Origin of the sequence: Embleya sp. NPDC050493 (assembly GCF_044458105.1) — a bacterium.
Lineage (GTDB): Bacteria > Actinomycetota > Actinomycetes > Streptomycetales > Streptomycetaceae > Embleya.
Genome location: NZ_JBITHP010000003.1, coordinates 659,506 through 679,226 on the forward strand (window position 1 = coordinate 659,506; position 19,721 = coordinate 679,226).

At 71.7% G+C, this 19,721-nt stretch carries 16 protein-coding genes; 10 read left to right on the forward strand and 6 right to left on the reverse strand.

What is annotated here, in order from left to right; genetic code table 11:
- The first annotated feature begins 237 nt into the window (after positions 1–237).
- Positions 238–1,980: a chitinase gene (locus ACIBM5_RS09585; protein ID WP_396006259.1), complete on the forward strand. Its 1,743-nt coding sequence runs from the start codon at positions 238–240 to the stop codon at positions 1,978–1,980.
- Positions 1,981–2,071: 91 nt separating this feature from the next.
- Here ACIBM5_RS09585 and ACIBM5_RS09590 read toward each other — a convergent pair whose 3' ends face one another.
- Positions 2,072–2,674, reverse strand: coding sequence for a HutD family protein (locus tag ACIBM5_RS09590; RefSeq protein WP_396006260.1), 603 nt, complete (start codon positions 2,672–2,674; stop codon positions 2,072–2,074).
- Positions 2,675–2,909: 235 nt separating this feature from the next.
- Positions 2,910–3,242 carry a cupin domain-containing protein gene (locus tag ACIBM5_RS09595; RefSeq protein ID WP_391583893.1) on the reverse strand — a complete coding sequence of 111 codons (333 nt, stop codon included), beginning with the start codon at positions 3,240–3,242 and terminating at the stop codon, positions 2,910–2,912.
- 138 nt (positions 3,243–3,380) lie between these two features.
- Here ACIBM5_RS09595 and ACIBM5_RS09600 point away from each other — a divergent pair, with 138 nt between their 5' ends.
- From ACIBM5_RS09600 to ACIBM5_RS09615, 4 genes are all read left to right on the forward strand, one after another.
- Complete coding sequence (locus tag ACIBM5_RS09600; RefSeq protein WP_396006261.1) at positions 3,381–3,839, forward strand: AAA family ATPase; 459 nt, start codon at positions 3,381–3,383, stop codon at positions 3,837–3,839.
- A 7-nt stretch (positions 3,840–3,846) separates the two neighbouring features.
- On the forward strand, positions 3,847–4,602 hold the full coding sequence (locus ACIBM5_RS09605) for a tRNA(His) guanylyltransferase Thg1 family protein (protein ID WP_396006262.1): 756 nt from the start codon (positions 3,847–3,849) through the stop codon (positions 4,600–4,602).
- Positions 4,603–5,156: 554 nt separating this feature from the next.
- Positions 5,157–5,504 carry an SPW repeat protein gene (locus ACIBM5_RS09610; RefSeq protein ID WP_391583888.1) on the forward strand — a complete coding sequence of 116 codons (348 nt, stop codon included), beginning with the start codon at positions 5,157–5,159 and terminating at the stop codon, positions 5,502–5,504.
- A gap of 232 nt (positions 5,505–5,736) precedes the next feature.
- On the forward strand, positions 5,737–6,210 hold the full coding sequence (locus ACIBM5_RS09615) for a hypothetical protein (RefSeq protein ID WP_396006263.1): 474 nt from the start codon (positions 5,737–5,739) through the stop codon (positions 6,208–6,210).
- 73 nt (positions 6,211–6,283) lie between these two features.
- On the opposite strand, the gene ACIBM5_RS09620 is transcribed toward ACIBM5_RS09615, so the two are convergent.
- Positions 6,284–7,225, reverse strand: a complete 942-nt coding sequence (locus ACIBM5_RS09620; RefSeq protein ID WP_396006264.1) for a D-2-hydroxyacid dehydrogenase family protein — start codon at positions 7,223–7,225, stop codon at positions 6,284–6,286.
- A 56-nt stretch (positions 7,226–7,281) separates the two neighbouring features.
- Positions 7,282–8,130 carry an SAM-dependent methyltransferase gene (locus ACIBM5_RS09625; RefSeq protein WP_396006265.1) on the reverse strand — a complete coding sequence of 283 codons (849 nt, stop codon included), beginning with the start codon at positions 8,128–8,130 and terminating at the stop codon, positions 7,282–7,284.
- A 417-nt stretch (positions 8,131–8,547) separates the two neighbouring features.
- Here ACIBM5_RS09625 and ACIBM5_RS09630 point away from each other — a divergent pair, with 417 nt between their 5' ends.
- Positions 8,548–10,710 carry a hydantoinase/oxoprolinase family protein gene (locus ACIBM5_RS09630; protein WP_391583884.1) on the forward strand — a complete coding sequence of 721 codons (2,163 nt, stop codon included), beginning with the start codon at positions 8,548–8,550 and terminating at the stop codon, positions 10,708–10,710.
- Between the two features lie 2 nt (positions 10,711–10,712).
- Entirely contained in the window at positions 10,713–12,587 is a 1,875-nt protein-coding gene (locus ACIBM5_RS09635; protein ID WP_396006266.1) for a hydantoinase B/oxoprolinase family protein, read from the forward strand.
- Between the two features lie 197 nt (positions 12,588–12,784).
- On the opposite strand, the gene codA is transcribed toward ACIBM5_RS09635, so the two are convergent.
- Together codA and ACIBM5_RS09645 are read right to left on the reverse strand one after the other, a co-directional pair.
- Positions 12,785–14,116 (reverse strand): cytosine deaminase, encoded by a 1,332-nt coding sequence (gene codA, locus ACIBM5_RS09640; protein WP_396006267.1) that lies wholly within the window; start codon positions 14,114–14,116, stop codon positions 12,785–12,787.
- A gap of 65 nt (positions 14,117–14,181) precedes the next feature.
- The gene (locus ACIBM5_RS09645; RefSeq protein ID WP_396006268.1) at positions 14,182–15,594 is read right to left on the reverse strand and encodes a purine-cytosine permease family protein; all 1,413 of its coding nucleotides are present in this window, start codon (positions 15,592–15,594) and stop codon (positions 14,182–14,184) included.
- A 196-nt stretch (positions 15,595–15,790) separates the two neighbouring features.
- On the opposite strand from ACIBM5_RS09645, the gene ACIBM5_RS09650 reads away from it, so the two are divergent.
- The 3 genes from ACIBM5_RS09650 to ACIBM5_RS09660 all read left to right on the forward strand — a co-directional run bounded on the left by ACIBM5_RS09650 (position 15,791) and on the right by ACIBM5_RS09660 (position 19,642).
- Positions 15,791–17,485 (forward strand): PucR family transcriptional regulator ligand-binding domain-containing protein, encoded by a 1,695-nt coding sequence (locus tag ACIBM5_RS09650; protein WP_396006269.1) that lies wholly within the window; start codon positions 15,791–15,793, stop codon positions 17,483–17,485.
- Between the two features lie 231 nt (positions 17,486–17,716).
- Complete coding sequence (locus ACIBM5_RS09655) at positions 17,717–18,613, forward strand: IclR family transcriptional regulator (RefSeq protein WP_396006270.1); 897 nt, start codon at positions 17,717–17,719, stop codon at positions 18,611–18,613.
- A 102-nt stretch (positions 18,614–18,715) separates the two neighbouring features.
- Complete coding sequence (locus tag ACIBM5_RS09660) at positions 18,716–19,642, forward strand: SDR family oxidoreductase (RefSeq protein ID WP_396006271.1); 927 nt, start codon at positions 18,716–18,718, stop codon at positions 19,640–19,642.
- The last annotated feature ends 79 nt before the right edge of the window (positions 19,643–19,721 follow it).

Consider the following 19,721-nt stretch of genomic DNA (forward strand, 5'->3'; position numbering starts at 1 on the left):
TGCGGAGGCAATTGGTCCAGACCTATTGACAGTTCGCGGGCACCGGCGGTCAACTCGTCTGACACACAGGCACCCCCGGCACCCTCGGGTGCGCCCGGACGGCCTGCGCACGCCCTGCGCCGAGGCAGCCTGACGTCCCATCAGGCAGTGCGGTGCCGACCCGGGTCCACCCTCCCTTCCACGCACGCCCACGCCCGCAGGCAATCGCCCGGGCCGGTACGGGAGGAACACCCCACGATGGCACCGATACGTCCCCCAGGCGGCCGCGCGGACCAGGCCGCCGCACGCCGCAGGCGCACCCCGCGCCGCCTCGTCACCACCCTGCTCACCGCATGCGCGATGGCCTCGGCCGGCCTGCTCGCGCTCGCCTCTCCCGCACCCGCCGCCGCCGAACTCGTGGTGAACGGCGGCTTCGAGTCCGGCCTGTCCGGTTGGACCTGCTCCGCCGGCTCCGGCAGCCCGGCAAGCACGCCGGTGCACACCGGCACCGGCGCCCTCAAGGCCACCCCGGCGGGCGGCGACAACGCCCGCTGCAGCCAGACCGTGGCGGTGCAACCGAACTCCGACTACACCGAATCCGCCTGGGTCCAGGGCTCGTACATCTACCTCGGTGCGAGCGGCACCGGCACCACGGACGTCTCCACCTGGACCTCCTCGGCCACCACGTGGCAAAAGCTCACCACCACGTTCCGCACCGGCCCGAACACCACCAGCGTCACGCTCCACCTCAACGGCTGGTACGGACAACCCGCCTACCTCGCGGACGACGTCTCGCTCGTCGGCCCCGGCGGCAACACCACGATCCCGGCCGTACCCACCGGCCTGGCCGCGGCCGGCAGCACCGCGCGCAGCGTCTCGCTGACCTGGTCCGCAGTGCCCGGCGCGACCGCGTACGACGTCTTCCGCGCCGACACCAAGGTGGCCACCGTCACCGGCCCCGCCGCCGAGATACCGGGCCTGACCCCCGAGACGACCTACACCTTCTCCGTCGCCGCGACCAACAGCGCCGGAACGTCCGCGCGTTCGGCGTCGGTCACGGTCACCACCGGTCCGGACGGGCCCACCGGCCAGGACCCGACCGGCCTGCCCAAGCGGGTGATGACCGGCTACTGGCACAACTTCGTCAACGGCTCCGCGAACCTGCGCCTGCGCGACGTGCCCGCGTCCTACAACCTGGTCGCGGTGGCCTTCGCCGAGGCCGACCGCACCCGCTGGGGCGCGGTCACCTTCGGTGTCGACCCGGGCCTGTCCACCGCGCTCGGCGGCTACACCAACGCCGACCTCAAGGCCGACGTGGCCACCATGCACGCCCGCGGACAGAAGGTGATCCTGTCGGTCGGCGGCGAACTCGGCGCGGTCTGGGTCGGCGACAGCGCGTCGGCGGCCACCTTCGCGAGCACCACCACCGCGCTGCTGCGCGAATACGGCTTCGACGGCGTCGACATCGACCTGGAGAACGGGGTCAGCCCCACGTACATGGCCACCGCCCTGCGCGCCATCCGGGCGCAGATCGGCACGAGCCTGATCATCACGATGGCCCCGCAGACCCTGGACATGCAGTCCAACCAGGCCGCGTACTTCCAACTCGCCCTGGGCATCAAGGACATCCTGACCATCGTGCACATGCAGTACTACAACTCCGGAACCATGTTCGGCTGCGACCAGAAGCTCTACGCCCAGGGCGGCGTCGACTTCCTGACCGCCCAGGCGTGCATCCAACTTCAGGGCGGGCTGCGCCCCGACCAGGTCGCGCTCGGCGTACCGGCCACCGGGCGCGCGGCCGGCAGCGGCTACGTCTCGCCCGGTGTGGTGAACAACGCCCTGGACTGCCTGGCCGCGGGCACCAATTGCGGGAGCTTCCGACCCGCCACCACCTGGCCCGGCATCCGCGGGGCGATGACGTGGTCGGTCAACTGGGACGCGACCGCCGGCTACGCCCTGGCCAACACGATCGCGGCGCATCTGCGCACGATGCCCTGAACCCTCCGCACGTCAGCGCTACCCGATCGGTGACACCGCGTCGGCAGCACGGCGTCGGTGCCACCGGGCAAGCGCTACGGCACAGCCACCCCTACAGCGGACGAAGGTCCGCCCACAGTGCGACCGCACCGCTTGCGAGCGGCGCCGCCGGCCCGGCGGCGCCGCTCGTCCACCAGGCCCCCTGCCCCGCCCGCAGCGCCGACCCGGACCCGTCGCCGGCCGGCGCGGACAGGACGTACACCACGCCGGCGTGACCGGCGGCCGGGAGCACCGGTGCATCGGTACGGCGCACCCGGGCGGCCCATCGCCCGCGCCGGGTCATGATGTTGAGCACGCGGGTGTCGCCGCCGAGCAGCGTGGCCCGCAGTCCCGTGTCACCGGAGAAGGCGAACGGCTCGCCGGGTCGGTCCAGACGGTGGTCGAGCCCGTCGTCGCCGACCAGGTGTACGCCGTCGCCCGCCAACAGGGTGATCGTGCGGTCGACGCCGGGGAAGGCGGAGAACGGCCCGTCGGCGGCGATCGTCGCGATGCTCGCGCGCCAGTCGAAGTCGGCCTCCGCCGAGTCCGTCGGCGACTGCGACCCGATCTCGCGGGTGTCGCCGCCGCCGTTGCGCCACGGGCCGACCGGTAGCGTCTCGACGTCGAACAGGTTCATCACGTGCTTGCCTACTTCGGATCGGGGCTGCTCTGGCACCGCCATGATGCCGGCGGGCCGGCCCGGGTCGTGCCACGCGAGCCGCGGGCGGCCACCGGCACGGTCGACCTTGCTCGCACCCGGTCACGGCCATGGAACACAATGGACGAGGGCACGGCGATCGACGCCGAGGAGCGGGCGACGCAGCGCTCCGGCCCCGCACATATGAATCCCGTCCGACCCGGGCAGCACGCTCTCCCGCCCGGGCCGGACGCCGCTCCGCGACCGGCGCCGGTCAGTCGCGCTTGGCCACGGTGAGCAACACCGCCGAATCCTCCAGCGCCTCCACGCTGTGCCGTGTCTTGGGGACCACCAGGAAGTCGCCGGACCGCCCCTCCCACGACGTCTCGCCGCTGACCAGCACGACCCGCCCGCGCAGCACCAGCAGCGTGGCCTCGCCGGGATTCTCGTGTTCGGCCAGCACGGTGCCGGCGGTCAGCACGATCAGGGTCTGCCGCAACACGTGCTCGTGGCCGCCGTACACGGTGTGGGCGCTGCGCCCCGTCGACGAGGCGGCGGCGAGCTTGAGCAGTTCGCGGACCTGGGCATCCAAGGAGAGCTTTTCCATGCTCACAGTGTGCACACGCCCACTCACCAAACCCCCGAACGACCCAACCCGATCGTCCCTCCGGGCCCTAGGCTGCGCCTCACCCGATCGATTCCCGCGAGCGAAGGGGAGAGCGGGAGCGCAGGAGACGGAGCGAACATGCGGGTGGCGATTTTGATGGGCCTCCAGGCGTCGGGCAAGTCGACCTTCCACCGGACAGTCCTGGCCGCGACGCACGTTCACGTGAGCAAGGACGACTTCCCCCGGGCGCGGAACCGACAGCGTCGGCAGCAGCGGCTGATCGAGGAGGCCTTGGCGGCCGGTCGCGACGTCGCCGTCGACAACACCAATCCCGCGCCGGAGGATCGCCGGCCGATCATCGAACTCGCCCGGGTGTGGGGTGCGGACGTGGTCGGTTACTGGTTTCCGCCGGATCCGGTCGGGTCCCTGGCGCGCAATGCCGAGCGGGTGGGGAAAACCCGGGTGCCCGAGATAGGGGTTCGTGCCACGCTGAGGCGGCTGCGGGCGCCGGGGGCGGACGAGGGGTTCGACGCCCTGTACGTCGTGCGGTTCGACGGCGCGGGCGGCTTCGTGGTCGAGGCGGCGAGCGAGGGGTGACGGGGCTATGGATGCCGATCGGTTCGAGGCGATGCAACGGTCGCGGGAGTGGTTTCACTCGTTGGTGCTGCTGCCCGGCGCGTGGACGGTGATCCGGGTGGACGGTCGGTCGTTCTCACGTTTCACCGAGGAGCACTTCGAGAAGCCCTTCGACGAGCGGTTCGGCGCACTCATGGCCGAGACCGCACAGGCGCTGTTCACCGAACTGGACGCCCGCTACGCCTACACCGAGAGTGACGAGATATCGATCCTGCTCGACCCGTCGTTCGAGATGTTCGGCCGGGAGGTGGAGAAGCTGGTCTCGGTGACCGCCGGGATCGCCTCCGCGACGTTCACCCATCACGCGGGGATACCGGCCCACTTCGACAGCCGGATCTGGATGGGGACGGGCGTCGGGGACGTGGTCGACTACTTCTCCTGGCGGCAGGTCGATGCCGCGCGGTGCGCGCTCAACGGCTGGTGCTACTGGACGCTGCGCAAGGAGGGGAGGTCCGCCCGGGCCGCCACGCAGATGTTGGCGCGGAGCTCGAAGGCGGACAAGAACGAGCTGCTCTTCGCGCACGGCGTGAACTTCGACGAACTGCCCGCGTGGCAGCGGCGCGGGGTCGGCGTGTGGTGGGAGCGCTTCGAGCGGACCGGCTACGACCCGGTTCGTGAGGTCGAGGTCTCGGCCGTGCGGCGGCGGGTGCGGGTGGAGCGGGAGCTGCCGATGAAGGACGAGTATCGCGCGCTGATCGCCGCGCTCGCGGATCCCACGCCCTGAGCGTCGCACCCCACCCGCGCGGGCTACACCGGTTCGGGTGGCCGGCGTCGGCCTCCGGGTGGGTGCCGGCGCGGCCTCGGGGGAGCGCCGGCGCGGTCGGGGGCGGGTGTGCCGGGCGTGGGGCGGCTCGGTGCCGCGTGCGTCAGAGTTCGGTGCGGACGTGCTCGGCGAAGGCGGCGATCGCCTCTTCTCGTCGAAGTACTTCGCGGGCTCCTTCAGCCAGTGCATGAACCGAAGCCGCGCCGGGTTGGCGAGCGCCTTGTGAATGGCCGGCGGGTCCACGGGGGCCCTTCCGGGTGCGGTTGCATCCAGTTTTCTCGATATGTAGCGGCCGTATCAATCCGCAGCTCACGGTGAGCGCACGGTGGGGAAAATATGCGGTAAATATTCGAGTTCGGGGGGATTGGTCCGGAGTGCGTCGGCTATCAACCAGGGGACCGTGATTCCTCGGAAAGAGGGTGGTGGACGTGTCCTCGCCGACATCGTCACCGATTGAACAGCATCCGGACATAGTCACACTTCGAGCTCACTCCGAACGGGCCACGACCGGCCCGGTGGCACAGGGGGCGGAAGCCCTGGGCATGCTGTGCGGCGTCTACCTGGCGGCCTCCCCATGGATCGTGGGGTTCAACGGCTTCACGACTCTGGCGACGGCCAACCTGATCACCGGCGTGGCGCTCGCGTTCCTGATGGGCGGCTTCGGCTCCGCCTACGAACGCACGCATGCGATGAGCTGGGCCGCGTTCTGCATCGGAGCCTGGACGATCGTGGCCCCCTGGGCCGTGACCGGAGCTGTCGACACCACCCGCACCATCACGAGCAACGTGATCGTCGGCGGCGTGGCGTGCCTGATGGCTCTCATGCTCGCGTTGCGAGGCGTCGTCGGGCTGCGCCGGTTGTAGCGCGGCCGGTCGCGGCGAGACGCATCGATGCTCCACACCGGCGAGCCGAAGAGGTGCACCAATCGGTGAAGAGGTCAGAAATCCGTATCGATTAATCCGAATCTGAGTGATCCGAACCCAGGACCGGGCCGCCGGTCGGTCCCGCCGGCGAACGGTTCGCCTCGGCGGATACCGCCCGGCGCACCCCGCCTCACGGGTCCCGCCCCGCGCTCCCGGGTGGGAGGTGGATGTGGTGGACGGACCTTCGCTTTCGGGCCGGGAACGTCGGACTCTCGCGCGGCTGGAGAAGTCGCTGCTCCAGGACGAGCAGTTCGTCGCGCTGCTGCGCGTGTTCGAGGACCCGATTCCCGAGTCGGCTCCGCGCCGTCGCCGGATGCGAGCGCACGTACACGTGCGGGCACCCGATGGAATGGCGATATCGAAATGGACCGCCCTGATGTCGTGCGGCGCCGCGATGGGCCTGCTGGTCGCCGCGGTCCTGACCGGCTCCGCGGCGGTCGAGCTGGCGGCGATCTGCGCGACCGTGGCCACGCTGGCCGTGGTGGGCGTGTTCGGATACCTGCGGTGGCTGCGCCCGGACGCCTCCGGCGCGGCGCATGTGCCGCACCGGACTCATCCCACGCAGGTACACGGCCGCACCCGCACGGCCGACGACCGAGGCGCCGACCCGGACGACCCGGGACCGGATCCGGGCCGGACCAGGTGATCGTGATCCACGAAAGGTGCTCGGCGCCGGCGGTCCGGGGCCGGGCCGCCGAACCCGAGCGACCGGCTACCGGCTAGGCGAGCACGCGGATCGGTCGGCCCGCGCGGAAGGCGGCGATGTCCTCGACCGCGTCGCGGTAGAAGGTCTCGTACAACTCGCGCGTCACGTAGCCGATGTGCGGAGTGAGGACCACGTTGTCCAGGCCGCGCAACGGGTGGTCGGCGGGCAGTGGCTCGATGTCGTAGACGTCCAGCGCCGCCGCGGCGATCGACCTCGCGCGCAGCGCACCCAGCAGTGCGGTCTCGTCCACGATCGGGCCGCGCGAGGTGTTCACCAGGATCGCGGTCGGCTTCATCAGCGCCAGCTCGGCCGGGCCGACCAGGCCCCGGGTGCGGGCGCTGAGCACGGTGTGCACGGAGAGCACGTCGGCGCGCGCGAACAGCTCCTCCCGGGCCACTGCGGTGACGCCGTGTTCGGCGGCCCGTTCGGCGGTGAGGTTCTTGCTCCAGGCCACACACTCCATGCCGAACGCCTGCCCGATCCGGGCCACCTCGGTGCCGAGTCGGCCCAGGCCCAGCAGGCCCAGCACCTTGCCACGCAATCCGACGCCGAGCCCGACCTGCCAGCCGCCGGTGCGCATCGAGTGCACCTCGGCCGGGAGGTTCCGCGCGGCGGCCAGGATAAGCGTCCAGGTCAGCTCGGCGGTCGGGTACGCGACGTAACCCGTCCCGCACACCACGATGCCCAGCTCGCGCGCGGCGGCGACGTCGATGGCCGCGTTCACCGGTCCGGTGGTGACCAGGAGCCGCAGGTCGGCCAACCCGGCCAGCACTTCGGCCGGAAACCGGGTGCGCTCGCGCATCGCGACGATCGCCTCGAAGCCCGCCAGCGCGTCGACCACCTCGGCGGCGTCCGCGAACGGTTCGGTGAACACCTGCACGTCGGCGCCCAGCGAATCCCAGTCGGCCAGCCCCCGGGCCACGTCCTGGTAGTCGTCGAGGATGGCGATCTTCATGGTGCTCCCGAGGGGTCCGGACAGGGTCGGCCGCGGCGACGGCCGGGAGGTCGAGGCTATCGGGGCAACCGGCCGATGCCGCCGACCGACAGGTGGCCCTCGGGGGTGAGCGGTTCGGTGACCGGCTCGTCCGGACGCCACAGCGGCAGCAGGACCACGCCCGGTTCGACCAGTTCCAGGCCGTCGAAGTAGCCCTCGATCTCCTCCAGGGCACGGAAGCGACCGCTGCCCAGCCGGCTCAGGAAGATCTTCTCCAGCGCCCGCCCCTCCGGCGTGGAGTCGCAGAAGTGGGTGATGAAGATGTAGCTGCCCGGCGGCAGCGCGTCACGGTAGGCGCGCACCACGCCGGCCGGGTCCTCGTGGTCGGCGAGGTGGTGCAGGACGCCCACCAGGAGCAGGCCGACGGGCCGCGTCAGGTCCACCAGTTCGCGCAGTTCCGGCCGGGCGAGCACGTCCGCCGGGTCGCGCAGATCGGCGGTGACCACCCGGGTGCGGTGGTTCTCGGCGAGCAGCGCACGACCGTGGGCGAGCACGATCGGGTCGTTGTCCACGTACACGACCGCGGCGTTCGGGTTCACCTGCTGGGCGACCTCGTGCGTGTTCTGCACCGTCGGCAGTCCCGATCCCAGGTCGACGAACTGGTCGATGCCCGCGGCCGCCATGTACCGCACGCCGCGGGCCAGGATGTGCCGGTTGGCCCAGGCGCCCTCGTTGGTCAGATCCTTGAGGGCCTCGTCGGCTATCGCCCGGTCCACCGCGAAGTTGTTCTTGCCGCCCAGGATCGCGTCGTAGACCCGGGCGACGCTAGGCACCGTGACGTCGATGCCGGTCGGCGCCCAATCCTCGGGCGACTCGCCCGCCGGCGGCGTGGAAAAGATCCACTCGTCCTGCTCACGCTCGACCACGGCTGCTCCCCGTCGGTGTGTCGTGGAGTCACCCTCTGCGACATCCGTCTGCGCCGACCCTATCCGAGCCTCGCCAAGTTTCCGGGAACTTCCCCTTCTTTTCGGTGAGTTCGGGGTCCGTTCGGGGCGGGTGAAAGGGAGTATTCGGGGGATTGGTCCAGACCTTGCCCGAGAATTGGTCCAGACCTCAGGGCGGCAGTCGCCCACGGGAGGCATCGCTCCCGCCCGCCGGGATCACCGCGTCCGCTCGCGGGAGTCACCACCCCTGCTCACGGGAATCACCAACTGTTGCCGAGTCCCTTGGCAGAAGTTGCCGATTCCGTGACGGGGCGCGGCGAAGTTGAATCGCTGACAGCAGCCGGGCGACCCGCCCTCCGCGAATGCGATTTCCCTGCCCCCTCCGATTGGAGCGCGCTGATGACGCCTGCCGCAACGGCGGGACCCCGCCGACGGATCCGGATCGGTATCGACACCGGCGGAACCTTCACCGACGTGGTCGCCCTGGACGAGGAGTCCGGCGAGCTCGTCACCACCAAGACGCCGTCCACGCCCGCCGACCCGGCCGACGGCTTCATGAACGGCATCGACAAGGTGCTGGGCCTGCTCGGCTGCACCGGAGCCGACGTCACCGCCGTCGCGCACGGCACCACGGTGGCCACCAACCAGCTTCTGGAAGACAAGATCGACCGCCTCGGGTTCATCACCACCGAGGGCTACGAGTACATCCTGGAGATCGCCCGCCAGGCGGTCCCGGACGGCTACGGCAACTCCTACTTCTGGGTCAAGCCCGACCGGATCGTACCCGTGGACCTGGTGCACACCGTCGGCGGCCGGTTCGACTACAAGGGCAACGAGGTCCGCCCGTTCGACGAGGAGGGCGCCCGTACCGCCGCCCGCCGGCTGCGCGAGCAGGGCATCGCGACCATCGGTGTGTGCCTGCTGCACTCCTACGCCAACCCCGCGCACGAGCTGCGGATGCGCGAGATCCTGCGCGAGGAGCACCCCGACGCGGTGGTCTCGATCAGCTCCGAGGTGCTGCGCGAATACCGCGAGTACGAGCGCTCGATGACCACGCTCGTGGACGCCGCGGTCAAGCCGCGGGTGGCCCGCTACGTCAGCGGCATCCGCCGGCGCCTGGACGAGTTCACCACCGCGGCCGGCGGCACCGACGCCGCACGCCGCGTGCCGTTCGCGATCATGAAGTCCAACGGCGGCGTGCTCTCCGCCGAGGAGGTCGTGCACCAGCCGATCACCACGGTCCTGTCCGGCCCGGCCGCCGGCGCCCTCGGCGCCGCGCTGATCGCCGAGAAGGCCGGCTTCGACAAGGTCCTGACCTGCGACGGCGGTGGCACCTCGACCGACGTGTCGGTGGTCCTGGGCGGCGAGCCGACGCTGACCACCGAGGGCTCGATCGGCCGCTACCCCTCCAAGATCCCGATGATCGACGTGGTCACGGTCGGCGCCGGCGGCGGCTCGATCGCCTGGATCTCGCCCGAGGGCACGCTCAAGGTCGGCCCCCGCTCGGCCGGCGCCGACCCCGGCCCGCTGTGCTACGGCAAGGGCGGCACCGAGCCGACCATCACCGACGCACACGTCCTGCTCGGCCGGATCCCCCCGCACCTGCTCGGCGGCGAGATCCCGCTCGACGTGGACGCCGCCCGCGAGGGCCTGACCAAGTTCGCCGCCGAACTGGGCATCGGCGTGGAGCAGTGCGCCACCGGCATCCTGGAGATCTCCGCCTGGAACCAGGCCAACGCACTGCGACAGATCACCGTCAAGCGCGGCCTGGACGTGCGCGACTTCACCATGGCCACCTTCGGCGGCTCCGGGTCCCTGCTGCTGTGCCGGCTCATCGACATCCTCGGCCTCGCCGGCGTCATCGTGCCGCGCGACCCCGGCAACGTCTCGGCGTTCGGCCTGCTCACCGTGGACGTGCGCTGCGACTACGTGCAGACCGCCGTCGGAGGCCACCCGGATCTCGACCACCCCAAGGTGGCGGGCATCTACGCCGAACTGGCGGCCAAGGCGGGCGAGGCCCTGGACAAGGAGGGCTTCGCGGCCGAGGACCACCGCTACGTGCGCACCGCCGACCTGCGCTACTTCGGCCAGGCGTTCGAGGTGCGCGTGCCGGTGCCGGACGGCCCGTTCGACGCCGCGCTCGCCGACACCGTCGCCGAGGGCTTCCACGCCGCGCACGAGCAGCTGTACGGCTACAACTTCCGCGGCGACGCGAGCCAGCCCGTGGAGTGGGTGAACCTGCGCGTCACCGGCGTCGGCCCGATCCGCCGCCCGGAACTGCGCGAACTGCCCGGGCGCGACGGCGGCGTCGAGCGGGCCCGGACCGGCACCCGTCCGGTGTGCTTCGTCGACCGCGACGGCTACCTGGACACCGCCGTGTACGCCCGCGCCGAACTGGCCCCCGGGGACCTGGTCAGCGGCCCGGCCATCATCGAGGAGTTCGGCTCCACCATCCCGATCCACCCGGGCTTCGACGCCCGCGTGGACGCCTACGGCAACGTCGTCGTCACCCGTGACACCGCCGCCGGCAGCACCGCTGACACCGCCTCGAAGGGAGCCTGAGCATGAGCGCCACCGCCACCACCCCGCAGGATGCGCTGCACGGTGTGGACCCCGTGCTCCTGGAGATCGTCGAGGGCACCCTCGCCTCGGTCGAGATGGAGGTCGAGACCGCGATCGGCCGCACCTCGCGCTCGCCGATGATCCGCGACGCGCACGACTTCCGGGCCGGCATCCACGACCGCAAGTTGCGCAAGCTGACCGGCCGTTCGTACTCGGCGCTGGTCCACCCCGTGGCCCGGGACTTCCCGCTGGAGACGATGCGTCCGGGGGATGTGTTCTTCCACAACGACGTCTACGAGTCCGAGGGCGGCATCGGCCACCTGCCCGACCTGTGCGTCACCGTGCCCGTCTTCGCCGACGGACAGGTGGTCGCCTTCGTCCAGGCCTTCGGCCACCACGACGACATCGGCGGTTGTTGCCCCGGGTCGATGCCCTCGGGCGCGACCAGCGTGTACGAAGAGGGCCTGATGGTCCCGCCGATCAAGCTGTGGGACCAGGGTGTGCCCAACCAGGCCGCGCTGCGCATCATGACCCGCAACTCGCGGATGCCCGACTCGCTCGCCGCCGACCTGGACGCCGAGTGCTCGGCGTGTCTGATGGGCTCGCGCCGCCTGGGCGAACTCTTCGAGCGCTACGGCCGGGAGACCGTCGAGGCGTGCTTCGACGCGATCCTGGACAAGACCACCGAGACCTACCGACGCGAGATCCTGTCCAAGATCCCGGACGGCGAGTACGTGTGGGAGGACTACGCCGAACACGACGGCGTGGACGAGCCGATGCTGCACACGCAGCGGATCACCCTGACCAAGACGCCCGAGAAGATCGTCATCGACTTCACCGGCACGTCCAGGCAGGCCAAGGGCCCGATCAACCACTGCGGTGACTACGCGGACGGCAACTTCCTCAAGAAGTGGCTCGCGCCGATCCTGCGCAACCTCGCGGACACCCCCGAGCGGATGGCCGAACTCGACGTCAACGAGGGCGTGGTGCCGCTGATCGAGATGAAGTTCCCGGAGAAGGGCACGCTGCTCACGCCGATCTTCCCGGCCCCGACCAACGCCCGTACCTTCGTCATCCTGCGCCTGCTCGGCGTGCTGGCCGGCGTGCTGGCCAAGGCCGTCGACGGCAAGATGCCGGCCGACCAGGAGACGATCCGCTACACCGGCGTGTACGGGCACGATGCGGACGGTCGCTCGTACCTGATGCGCGAGGTGCTCGGCGGCGGTTCCGGCGGGCGCTACTACGCGGACGGCGAGGACACCATCCACGTGGTGCCCGACTCGCGCAACCTGCCCACCGAATTCACCGAATCCCGCTTCCCGTTCCTGGTCGAACGGCTCGGGCTGGCCACCGACTCCGGCGGCCCCGGTCAGTTCCGCGGCGGTCTGGGCTACGAGAAGCACATCCGGATGTTGCTCGACGCGTCCTTCATGTCCATCGCCGACCGCTCGATCCTGTCCTGCTGGGGCGTCAAGGGCGGCAAGGCCGGACGCTCCTTCCAGGTGGTGATCGACCCGGGCGGCCCCAACGAACGCGAGATGGACGGCCTGGTCGACGACGAACCGGTCAAGGCCGGCGAGGTGATCCGGATCCGCACCACCGGCGGTGGTGGCTGGGGCGACCCGCTGGACCGGAAGACCGAATCGGTGCTGCGCGACGTGCGGTGGGGCAAGGTCTCGCGCGCCGCCGCAGCCGACGACTACGGCGTCGTGCTCACCGGCGAAGGCGACGACCTGGCCGTGGACGAGGCGGCAACCACCGCGCTGCGCGCCTCGGTTCGCGCGGCCCGGCCCGAGGTCGAGCCGTTCTTCGACCGCGGTCCCGGCTATGCGCTGCTGTCCGGCGGCGATGCCTACCCGGCGGTGGACCTGCTGTAGCGACACGCCACGGCGCGGGTTGCCGCGAGGGGCCGAGACCATGCCTCGTGCGCCCGTCGACCCTGGATGACCGGAGCCCGGGCCCGACCGTTTCGACGGTCGGGCCCGGGCTCCGTGGCCCTCGGGCCGGCTCGGCGAGACCTCGATCGCCGACGAAACGGCCGCGCCCCCCGATCCCCGGGGCGCGGCCGTACCGGTCAGCGTCGGACGAAGTCGACGTCCTCGGGCGCGCGGCCCGGCCAGGTCAGCCGGGTGGGTGTCGCGGGGGTTTCGGCGACCACGCGGCCGCGGGAGATCACCCGGGTCGGGCGGACCTGGCGGCGCAGCACGTCGAAGGGCGAATCGGCGGGCAGGAGCAGGAAGTCGGCCGGACGCCCGACGGCCAGGCCGTACCGCTCGCCCAGGTCGAGCACCCGTGCCGCCCGTTCGGTGACCATCGCGAACACCTCGTCCATCTCGTCCTGTCCGGACAACTGCGCGGCCAGGATGCCGGCGTGCGCGACCTGGATCGGGTTCGCCGTCCCGAGCGGGAACCACGGGTCCATCACGTCGTCGTGGCCGAACGCCACATTGACCCCGGCCGCGAGCATCTCCTTGACCTGGGTGAGGCCGCGTCGTTTGGGATAGTCGTCGAAGCGGCCCTGGAGAGTCAGGTTCACCATCGGGTTGCAGACCAGGTGGATGCCCGAACGGGCGACGATCCGGCGGAGTTTGCGACTGTAGGCGCCGTTGTACGAGCCCATCGCCGTGGTGTGACTGGCCGTCACGCGCCGGCCCAGCCCGGTGCGGTGCGCGAGGGTGGCGACCACCTCGACGAAGCGGGACTGCTCGTCGTCGATCTCGTCGCAGTGCACGTCCACCAACAGGCCGTGCCGCTCGGCCAGTTCGAAGACGATCTGCAACGAGCGCACGCCGTCCTCGCGGGTGTCCTCGAAGTGCGGGATCGCCCCGAGCACATCGGCGCCCGCGTCGACGGCGCGGGCCATCAGCCGCTCGCCGTCGGGGAAGGAGACGATGCCCTCCTGTGGGAAGGCCACCACCTGGAGGTCGAGCACGTCGCGCACCCGCTCGCGCAGTTCGACCAGGGCGTGCAGCGCGGTCAGTTCGGGGTCGGTCACGTCGCAGTGGCTGCGCACGTGCAGCACGCCGTTCGCGACCTGCCAGCGCAACACCTCCTCGGCGCGCGCCAGTACGTCCTCCCGGGTCAGCACGGCCTTGCGCTCGGACCACCGTTCGATGCCCTCCCACAGCGTGCCCGAGACGTTCCAGCGCGGCTGTCCGGCGGTCAGCGCGGTGTCGAGGTGGATGTGCGGCTCGACGTACGGCGGGGTGACCAGGGCCCCGGCGGCGTCGAGGACGGGGCCGGACGGGGGAGTGCTGCCGGCGGGGGTGATGCTCGTGATGACGCCGGCCTCGATCGCGATGTCCACGCGCTCCGGGCGGCCCGGAAGCCGGCAGTCGGTCACGGTGCGGCTGTTGCCCTGCATGTCGGATCGCTCCAGGGGGTCGCGATGGATTCGTTCGTTCACTGCACGCCTTCGTTCACTGCACGCGGTCGTTCACCGCACACCTGCGGCCCCCGCACACCTGCGGCTCACCGCACGGCTCGTTCGCGGCGGCCGAGCACCAGGTACAGGCCGCCCGCCACCAGCGAGCCGGCCAGCCAGGACAGGTCCACATTGCCGATCGCCTCGGCTCCCGGGCCGCGCAGCGCCTGCGGCACGCCGTACTCGAAGCACCAGGTCGCGACCATGCCGCACACCAGTGCGACGATCGCCGACCAGCGCACGTCCGCGAGCAGACCACGACGCGGCGCGGCGTACAGCGCGGGCACGTCGATTCGCTGCCGGGCGAAGACGTAGAAGTGCACCAGCATCACCGCCGCCCACGGCGCGACCCACGTGACCATGCCCGCGAGCCACGTGTCCAGGGTGTGCGCCAGGCTCGCCCGGAACACCAGGAACAGTGTGAAGACGGTGGCGAACGCGCCCACCAGGCAGGACAACACGCGCCGGGAGACCTTGATGTCCAGGGTCTGGGCACACAACGAACAGCTGTACAGGTTCAGGATGTTGGTCGCGATCGGGCCGTGCAGGACCAGGAGCAGCACCGGGATCGCCAGACCGCCGAACGAGTCGACGATCAGCCGGCCGGGGTCGGCCTTGGCGTTGACCGTGGCCAGCGAGGCGCCGAGCACGCCGAGCCAGACCACCGGGAGGAACTGGCCCAGCACGCTGGCCGCGTACAGCCTGCGCCGGGAGGTGGTGCGGGGGACGAAGCGGGAGTAGTCCGAGGCGTAGGCGAACCAGGTGATGCCCCAGCCGACGCCGATCGCGGTCATCACCGTGCTCATCGCCGACCACCGGTCGCCGCCGCTCAACGTGCTCGTGTGACCCCAGTCGATGTCCAGCCGGGTCCAGGCCACCACGGTCATCGCGGCCAGCACCACCAGGGTCGCGGGCACCGTCCAGCGCTCGAAGCCGGCGATCGCGCCGAAGCCGGACGCGGCGATCGCGATCTGTGCGGCCATCACGACCAGGACGACCACGACCTTGGTGCCGTTGCTGCCGACGTAGCCGACGCTGTCCAGCAGGGCCATCACCAGGTCGAGCACGATCCAGGTGTTGATCGCACACCACCCGGCGGAGATGACGCCCTGGACGGCGGCGGGCAGGTACGCGCCGCGCCGGCCGAAGGCGGCCCGGGCCAGCACCATCTGGGTCACCCCGGTGCGCTGGCCCATCAGCACGAACAGGCCGAAGACGCCCATGCCCACGAGATTGCCCACGACCAGCACCAGCACGGTGTCCAGCAGGCCGAGGCCGAGCACGATGCCCAGGGCACCCAGCACCCAGTTGATCGGCGCGATGTTGGCGCCCGCCCAGATCCAGAACTGGTGTGCGGGGGTCGAGTCACGGGCCTCGTCGGGCACCGGTTCCAGGGACTGACTGTGGTCGACGGGATGGGTCGGGCCGGTCGGTTGCGGGGGCTGTTCGAGGATTGCCACGGAGACCTCCGGTGGGGCGGAGCGGAGCACGGCGATGGGGTGGTGGGGCGAGTACCGCGATGTGGGTGCGGTGCGGATGTGCCGGCGATGTGGTGAGTGGTGATGTGGGGTGATCACCGAAGGTTCCTCGGGCCGCGGGGCCGTGACAACGGACACGGTGACCGGGATACTGGCGCATCTTCCGGACGGAGTGTCCATGCCGCTGTCCCTGCGAGCGGTCCTCGCACACCCCCTGCTGCGTGCCGCCGATCCCTTCGTACCGGATCGGCGCGCCGATCTGGAGCGCCCGGTGCGCTGGGTGCACTCCAGCGAGATCTACGAGATCGCGCCGTTGCTGCGCGGTGACGAACTGCTGCTCACCACCGGTCTGGGCCTGGCCGGGCGGGATGCGGGGGAGCGGCGGCGCTATGTCGCCGACCTCGCGGCGGCGGGGGTCGCCGGGGTGGCGTTCGAGGTGGGTCGCACGTTCCGCGAGGTGCCGGCCGACGTGGTGCGCGCGGCGGCCGAGGCGCGGCTGCCGCTGGTCGTGCTGCGTGGGGTGGTTCCGTTCGTGGCGATCGCCGAGGCGGTGAACGCGGCCATCCTCGACTCGGCGGTGACGCGGCTGCGGCACATCAACGAGATCGTCCGGGTCCTGTCCGGAGTGCTCGCCCGCGGCGCGGGCGTGGACGAGCTGACCCGCACCCTGTCCCGGCTCACCGACCGACCGGTGGTCCTGGCCGGCATCGACGGCACGATCACGTCCTGGGCGGGCACCGATGCCCCGACCGAGGTGGTGCGGGCGCCGGCGGCGCAGGCGGGGGTGGAACTGCGCGGGGCGCTGTGGGGGCGGTTGCTGCTGGGCGCTTCGGGGGTGGGCGGGGCGGACGGGGACGACGAGGGAGCGGGCGCCGGCGAGGGCCCTGCGACGGCCGTGGCCGACGTGCCGGCGGGCGGGGCCGGGGACGGGGCGGGAACCGTACGGCCCGGTGCCGACGAGCACGGGGATGCCGGGTCGTGGTCGGGGGTGGCCGTCGAGGTCGCGGTGGAGGTCGCCGAGCACGCGGCGCAGGTGTTCGCGCCGGCCCTGTTGCGGCTGGCGGATCGGGACGGGTGGGTCGGACGCGAGCGTCGTGAACTCGTCGAGGGACTGCTGCGGGACGCGCTGCCGCCGCGCGAGGTGGCGGCGCGGCTGTCGGTCTGCGGCCTGGTTCCGGCCGGGACGGCGGCCTGGGCGAGTGTCGCCCTGCACCTGCCGGATCCGGTACGGGCGGTGACAGCGCTGTACGAGGGGCTGCGTGCCTGCGGCGGCCGCGGCCTGGTCAGCGACGGGCCGGGCGGAGCGTACGCGCTGATCGCGCTCGACCGGGACACGCACGTCGCAGAACTGGCCACGCGCCTGGGCCTGCCGACGGTGGCGGGCGACGAGCCGACCGCCGCGCTGGGGCCGTTGGTGCGCGACGTGGCCCGAGTGGGGCACAGCCTGCGCGCCGCGCGGGACACCCTGCGGCTGGCCCGTCGGCTCCGGCCGGTGCGGTCCGCGGCCGTCGCCGACACGGTGCTCGCCGACGCCTGGGCCCTGGAACGGGTGCTGGATCGGCTGACCCCCGAGGAACTCGCCGACCTGGTCGAGGACCAGCTCGGCCCGCTGCTCGCCTCGGACGCCGCGCGCGGCACCGGCCTGGTGGACACGCTGGAGGCGTACCTGCGCTGTGGTTGCTCCAAGACCGAAACCGCCGGGGTGCTGTTCCTGCGCCGCCAGTCGGTCCACCAGCGCCTGGCCCTGATCGAGTCCCTCCTGCGGGTCAGCCCCGACGCCCCCGACCGCCAGGGCCCGCTCCGGGCAGCCCTGACCGCCCGCGCCCTGCTCGCCACCCGGGGCCCACACCCGATCCGGGCCACGCCGACGTGAGGTCCCCGCCGGGGTCCCGGCGACATTCGACGGAATTCACCCGGCAGGTCGAGGGCGTGGCGCGGTTCGCGTGGGATCGGGCCGAATCGGCGCCGATCGTCGTGCACCCGGTCGAGGGCTCCGCGCGGCGTACCCCGTGCTACATATGGAATCCTTCTCGCGCGCCGTCGCCCGCGCCCGGCGGAGGCGGCGGCGCGTCACCATGCGGTCCCGGCGAGCAGAAGAGGCGCGATGCCCGAGCGGCGTTCCCCACCCACCGAGAGGGTGGCCCAGGTGCTCAATCTGCTCGCGGACCACGCGGGCAGGCCACTGTCGTTGGCGGTGATCGCGGAGCGCCTCGACCTGAGCAAGCCCACCTGCCTGGGCATCCTGACGACACTGACCGAGACCGGGTTCGTGCACCGCACCGCCGACAAGACCTACCGCCTCGGCGCGGCGATCGCCCGGCTCGGACGAGCGGCGGAAGTCGGCGTCGCGCCGCTGGACGTGCTGCTTCCGCACCTGAACGACCTGCACCGGGACCTCGGTCTGAGCTGCCTGCTGACCGCGCTTCGGGACGGCGAGACGGTGGTGGTCGGCCGCGCCGGGGCGATCGGCACCGGGCGCCGCCCCCAGGACCTGGTGGGTGATCGATTCCCCGCCGTCCCGCCCCTGGGCCTGGCCGAGCTGCTGTGGAACGGGGACCAGGCGCTGGACACCTGGCTGGAGCGCACACCGCTCGTACCCGTCACGGCACGCCGCGGCACGCTGCGTCGCGTGGTACGCGAGGCGCGCGAGTCCGGGTTCCTGATCGAATGTCTGACCGCGGCGCCCGCCGCGCGCAACGACGTGCTGGCCAACCTCGTGACGTCGGGCATGCCGGACGCCACCATCGCGACGCTGCGCGACTACCTCCCGGACGCCGACTGGGAGGAGTTCACCGCCGAGGTTCCCGACGAGGCGCTCGACGTGGCCACCATCCACGCGCCGGTCCACGATCATCAGGGCGCGCAGTGCTTCACCGTCTCCGTCGTGGTCGGGCGGCGCCGCCTCCCGCCGCGCACGTGCGCCAAGTGGACCCGCACCATCACCGAGTCGGCGCTTGCGGCAACGGCGGCCATCGGCGGTTGGAACCCCTGGACCGGGTGACGCCGACGCGTCCTGCCTTCGGCAGGATGTGCCCGATTTCGGGGGTGGCTGTTGGCGAGGGCGGACGGTGCCGGGGATCGGTCCGCTGCCTAGCGTGAGTGCATGATCGTGATCACTGGTGCGGCGGGGAAGACCGGGCGGGCGCTCACCTGGGCGTTGGCGGAGCGTGGGGCTCGGGTTCGGGCGTTCGTGCGCCGGCCCGAGCAGGTCGCGGTGGCGCTCGCGGCGGGGGCGACCGAGGCCGTGGTGGGGGACGTCGGGGAACCGGCCGACCTGGACCGGGCGCTGCGCGGGGGTACGGCGGTCTATCACATCGCCCCGAACGTGCATCCGGACGAGCCGGCCATCGGTCGTGCGGTGATCGCGGCGGCGCAGCGGGCCGGGGTGGGGCGGTTCGTGTTCCATTCGGTGCTGCGGCCGCAGTTGCGGGCGATGCCGCATCACGAGGCGAAGGCGCGGGTCGAGGAGGCCCTGTTCGAGTCGGGCCTCGCGGTGACCGTGTTGCAGCCGGGGCCGTACCAGCAGAACACCCTCGACGCGCGCGACGCGATCGTGCGGACCGGCGACTTCGCGGTGCCGTACCGGGTGGACGCGCCGTTCGCCGCCGTCGATCTGCGCGATGTCGCCCGGGCGGCGGCCGTGGTGTTGTGCGAGGAGGGGCACGAGGACGCGGTGTACGAACTGGCCGGTCCCGAGGCGCTGACCCCTAGGCGGATCGCCGAGGAGCTGTCCGAGGTGCTGGGCCGGCCGGTGACCGCACGCCGGATCGACCCGCGCGACTGGTGCGAGGAGGCCCGTGCCGGCGGGCTGTCCGGCTATGCGCTGGACACCCTCACCGCGATGTTCGCCTTCTACGACCGGCACGGCCTGACCGGCAATCCGCGCACCCTGGCCGCGCTGCTCGATCGTGCGCCGACCCGCTTCGTGGACTTCGCCCGGCGGGTGTTCGGGCCCGAGGACGCGCATGACGCACCGGGCTTCCAACACCAAGTTTTGCCAAGCGAGCGCGATTCCTTGGGCAGTAACTGACGGGGAGCGGAACCCCGAAGCCGCCTAGCTTGGACGCATCCGGCGCCGGACGACGCATCTCGTCCCGCCACCCACACCG

What these genes read in the sequence shown, in the direction of transcription:
- ACIBM5_RS09585 (WP_396006259.1), top strand. Translation starts at nt 238, where the DNA reads ATGGCACCGATACGTCCCCCAGGCGGCCGCGCGGACCAGGCCGCCGCA.
- ACIBM5_RS09595 (WP_391583893.1), bottom strand. Translation starts at nt 3,242, where the DNA reads ATGGAAAAGCTCTCCTTGGATGCCCAGGTCCGCGAACTGCTCAAGCTC.
- ACIBM5_RS09600 (WP_396006261.1), top strand. Translation starts at nt 3,381, where the DNA reads ATGCGGGTGGCGATTTTGATGGGCCTCCAGGCGTCGGGCAAGTCGACC.
- ACIBM5_RS09605 (WP_396006262.1), top strand. Translation starts at nt 3,847, where the DNA reads ATGGATGCCGATCGGTTCGAGGCGATGCAACGGTCGCGGGAGTGGTTT.
- ACIBM5_RS09620 (WP_396006264.1), bottom strand. Translation starts at nt 7,225, where the DNA reads ATGAAGATCGCCATCCTCGACGACTACCAGGACGTGGCCCGGGGGCTG.
- ACIBM5_RS09630 (WP_391583884.1), top strand. Translation starts at nt 8,548, where the DNA reads ATGACGCCTGCCGCAACGGCGGGACCCCGCCGACGGATCCGGATCGGT.
- ACIBM5_RS09635 (WP_396006266.1), top strand. Translation starts at nt 10,713, where the DNA reads ATGAGCGCCACCGCCACCACCCCGCAGGATGCGCTGCACGGTGTGGAC.
- ACIBM5_RS09650 (WP_396006269.1), top strand. Translation starts at nt 15,791, where the DNA reads ATGCCGCTGTCCCTGCGAGCGGTCCTCGCACACCCCCTGCTGCGTGCC.
- ACIBM5_RS09655 (WP_396006270.1), top strand. Translation starts at nt 17,717, where the DNA reads ATGCCCGAGCGGCGTTCCCCACCCACCGAGAGGGTGGCCCAGGTGCTC.
- ACIBM5_RS09660 (WP_396006271.1), top strand. Translation starts at nt 18,716, where the DNA reads ATGATCGTGATCACTGGTGCGGCGGGGAAGACCGGGCGGGCGCTCACC.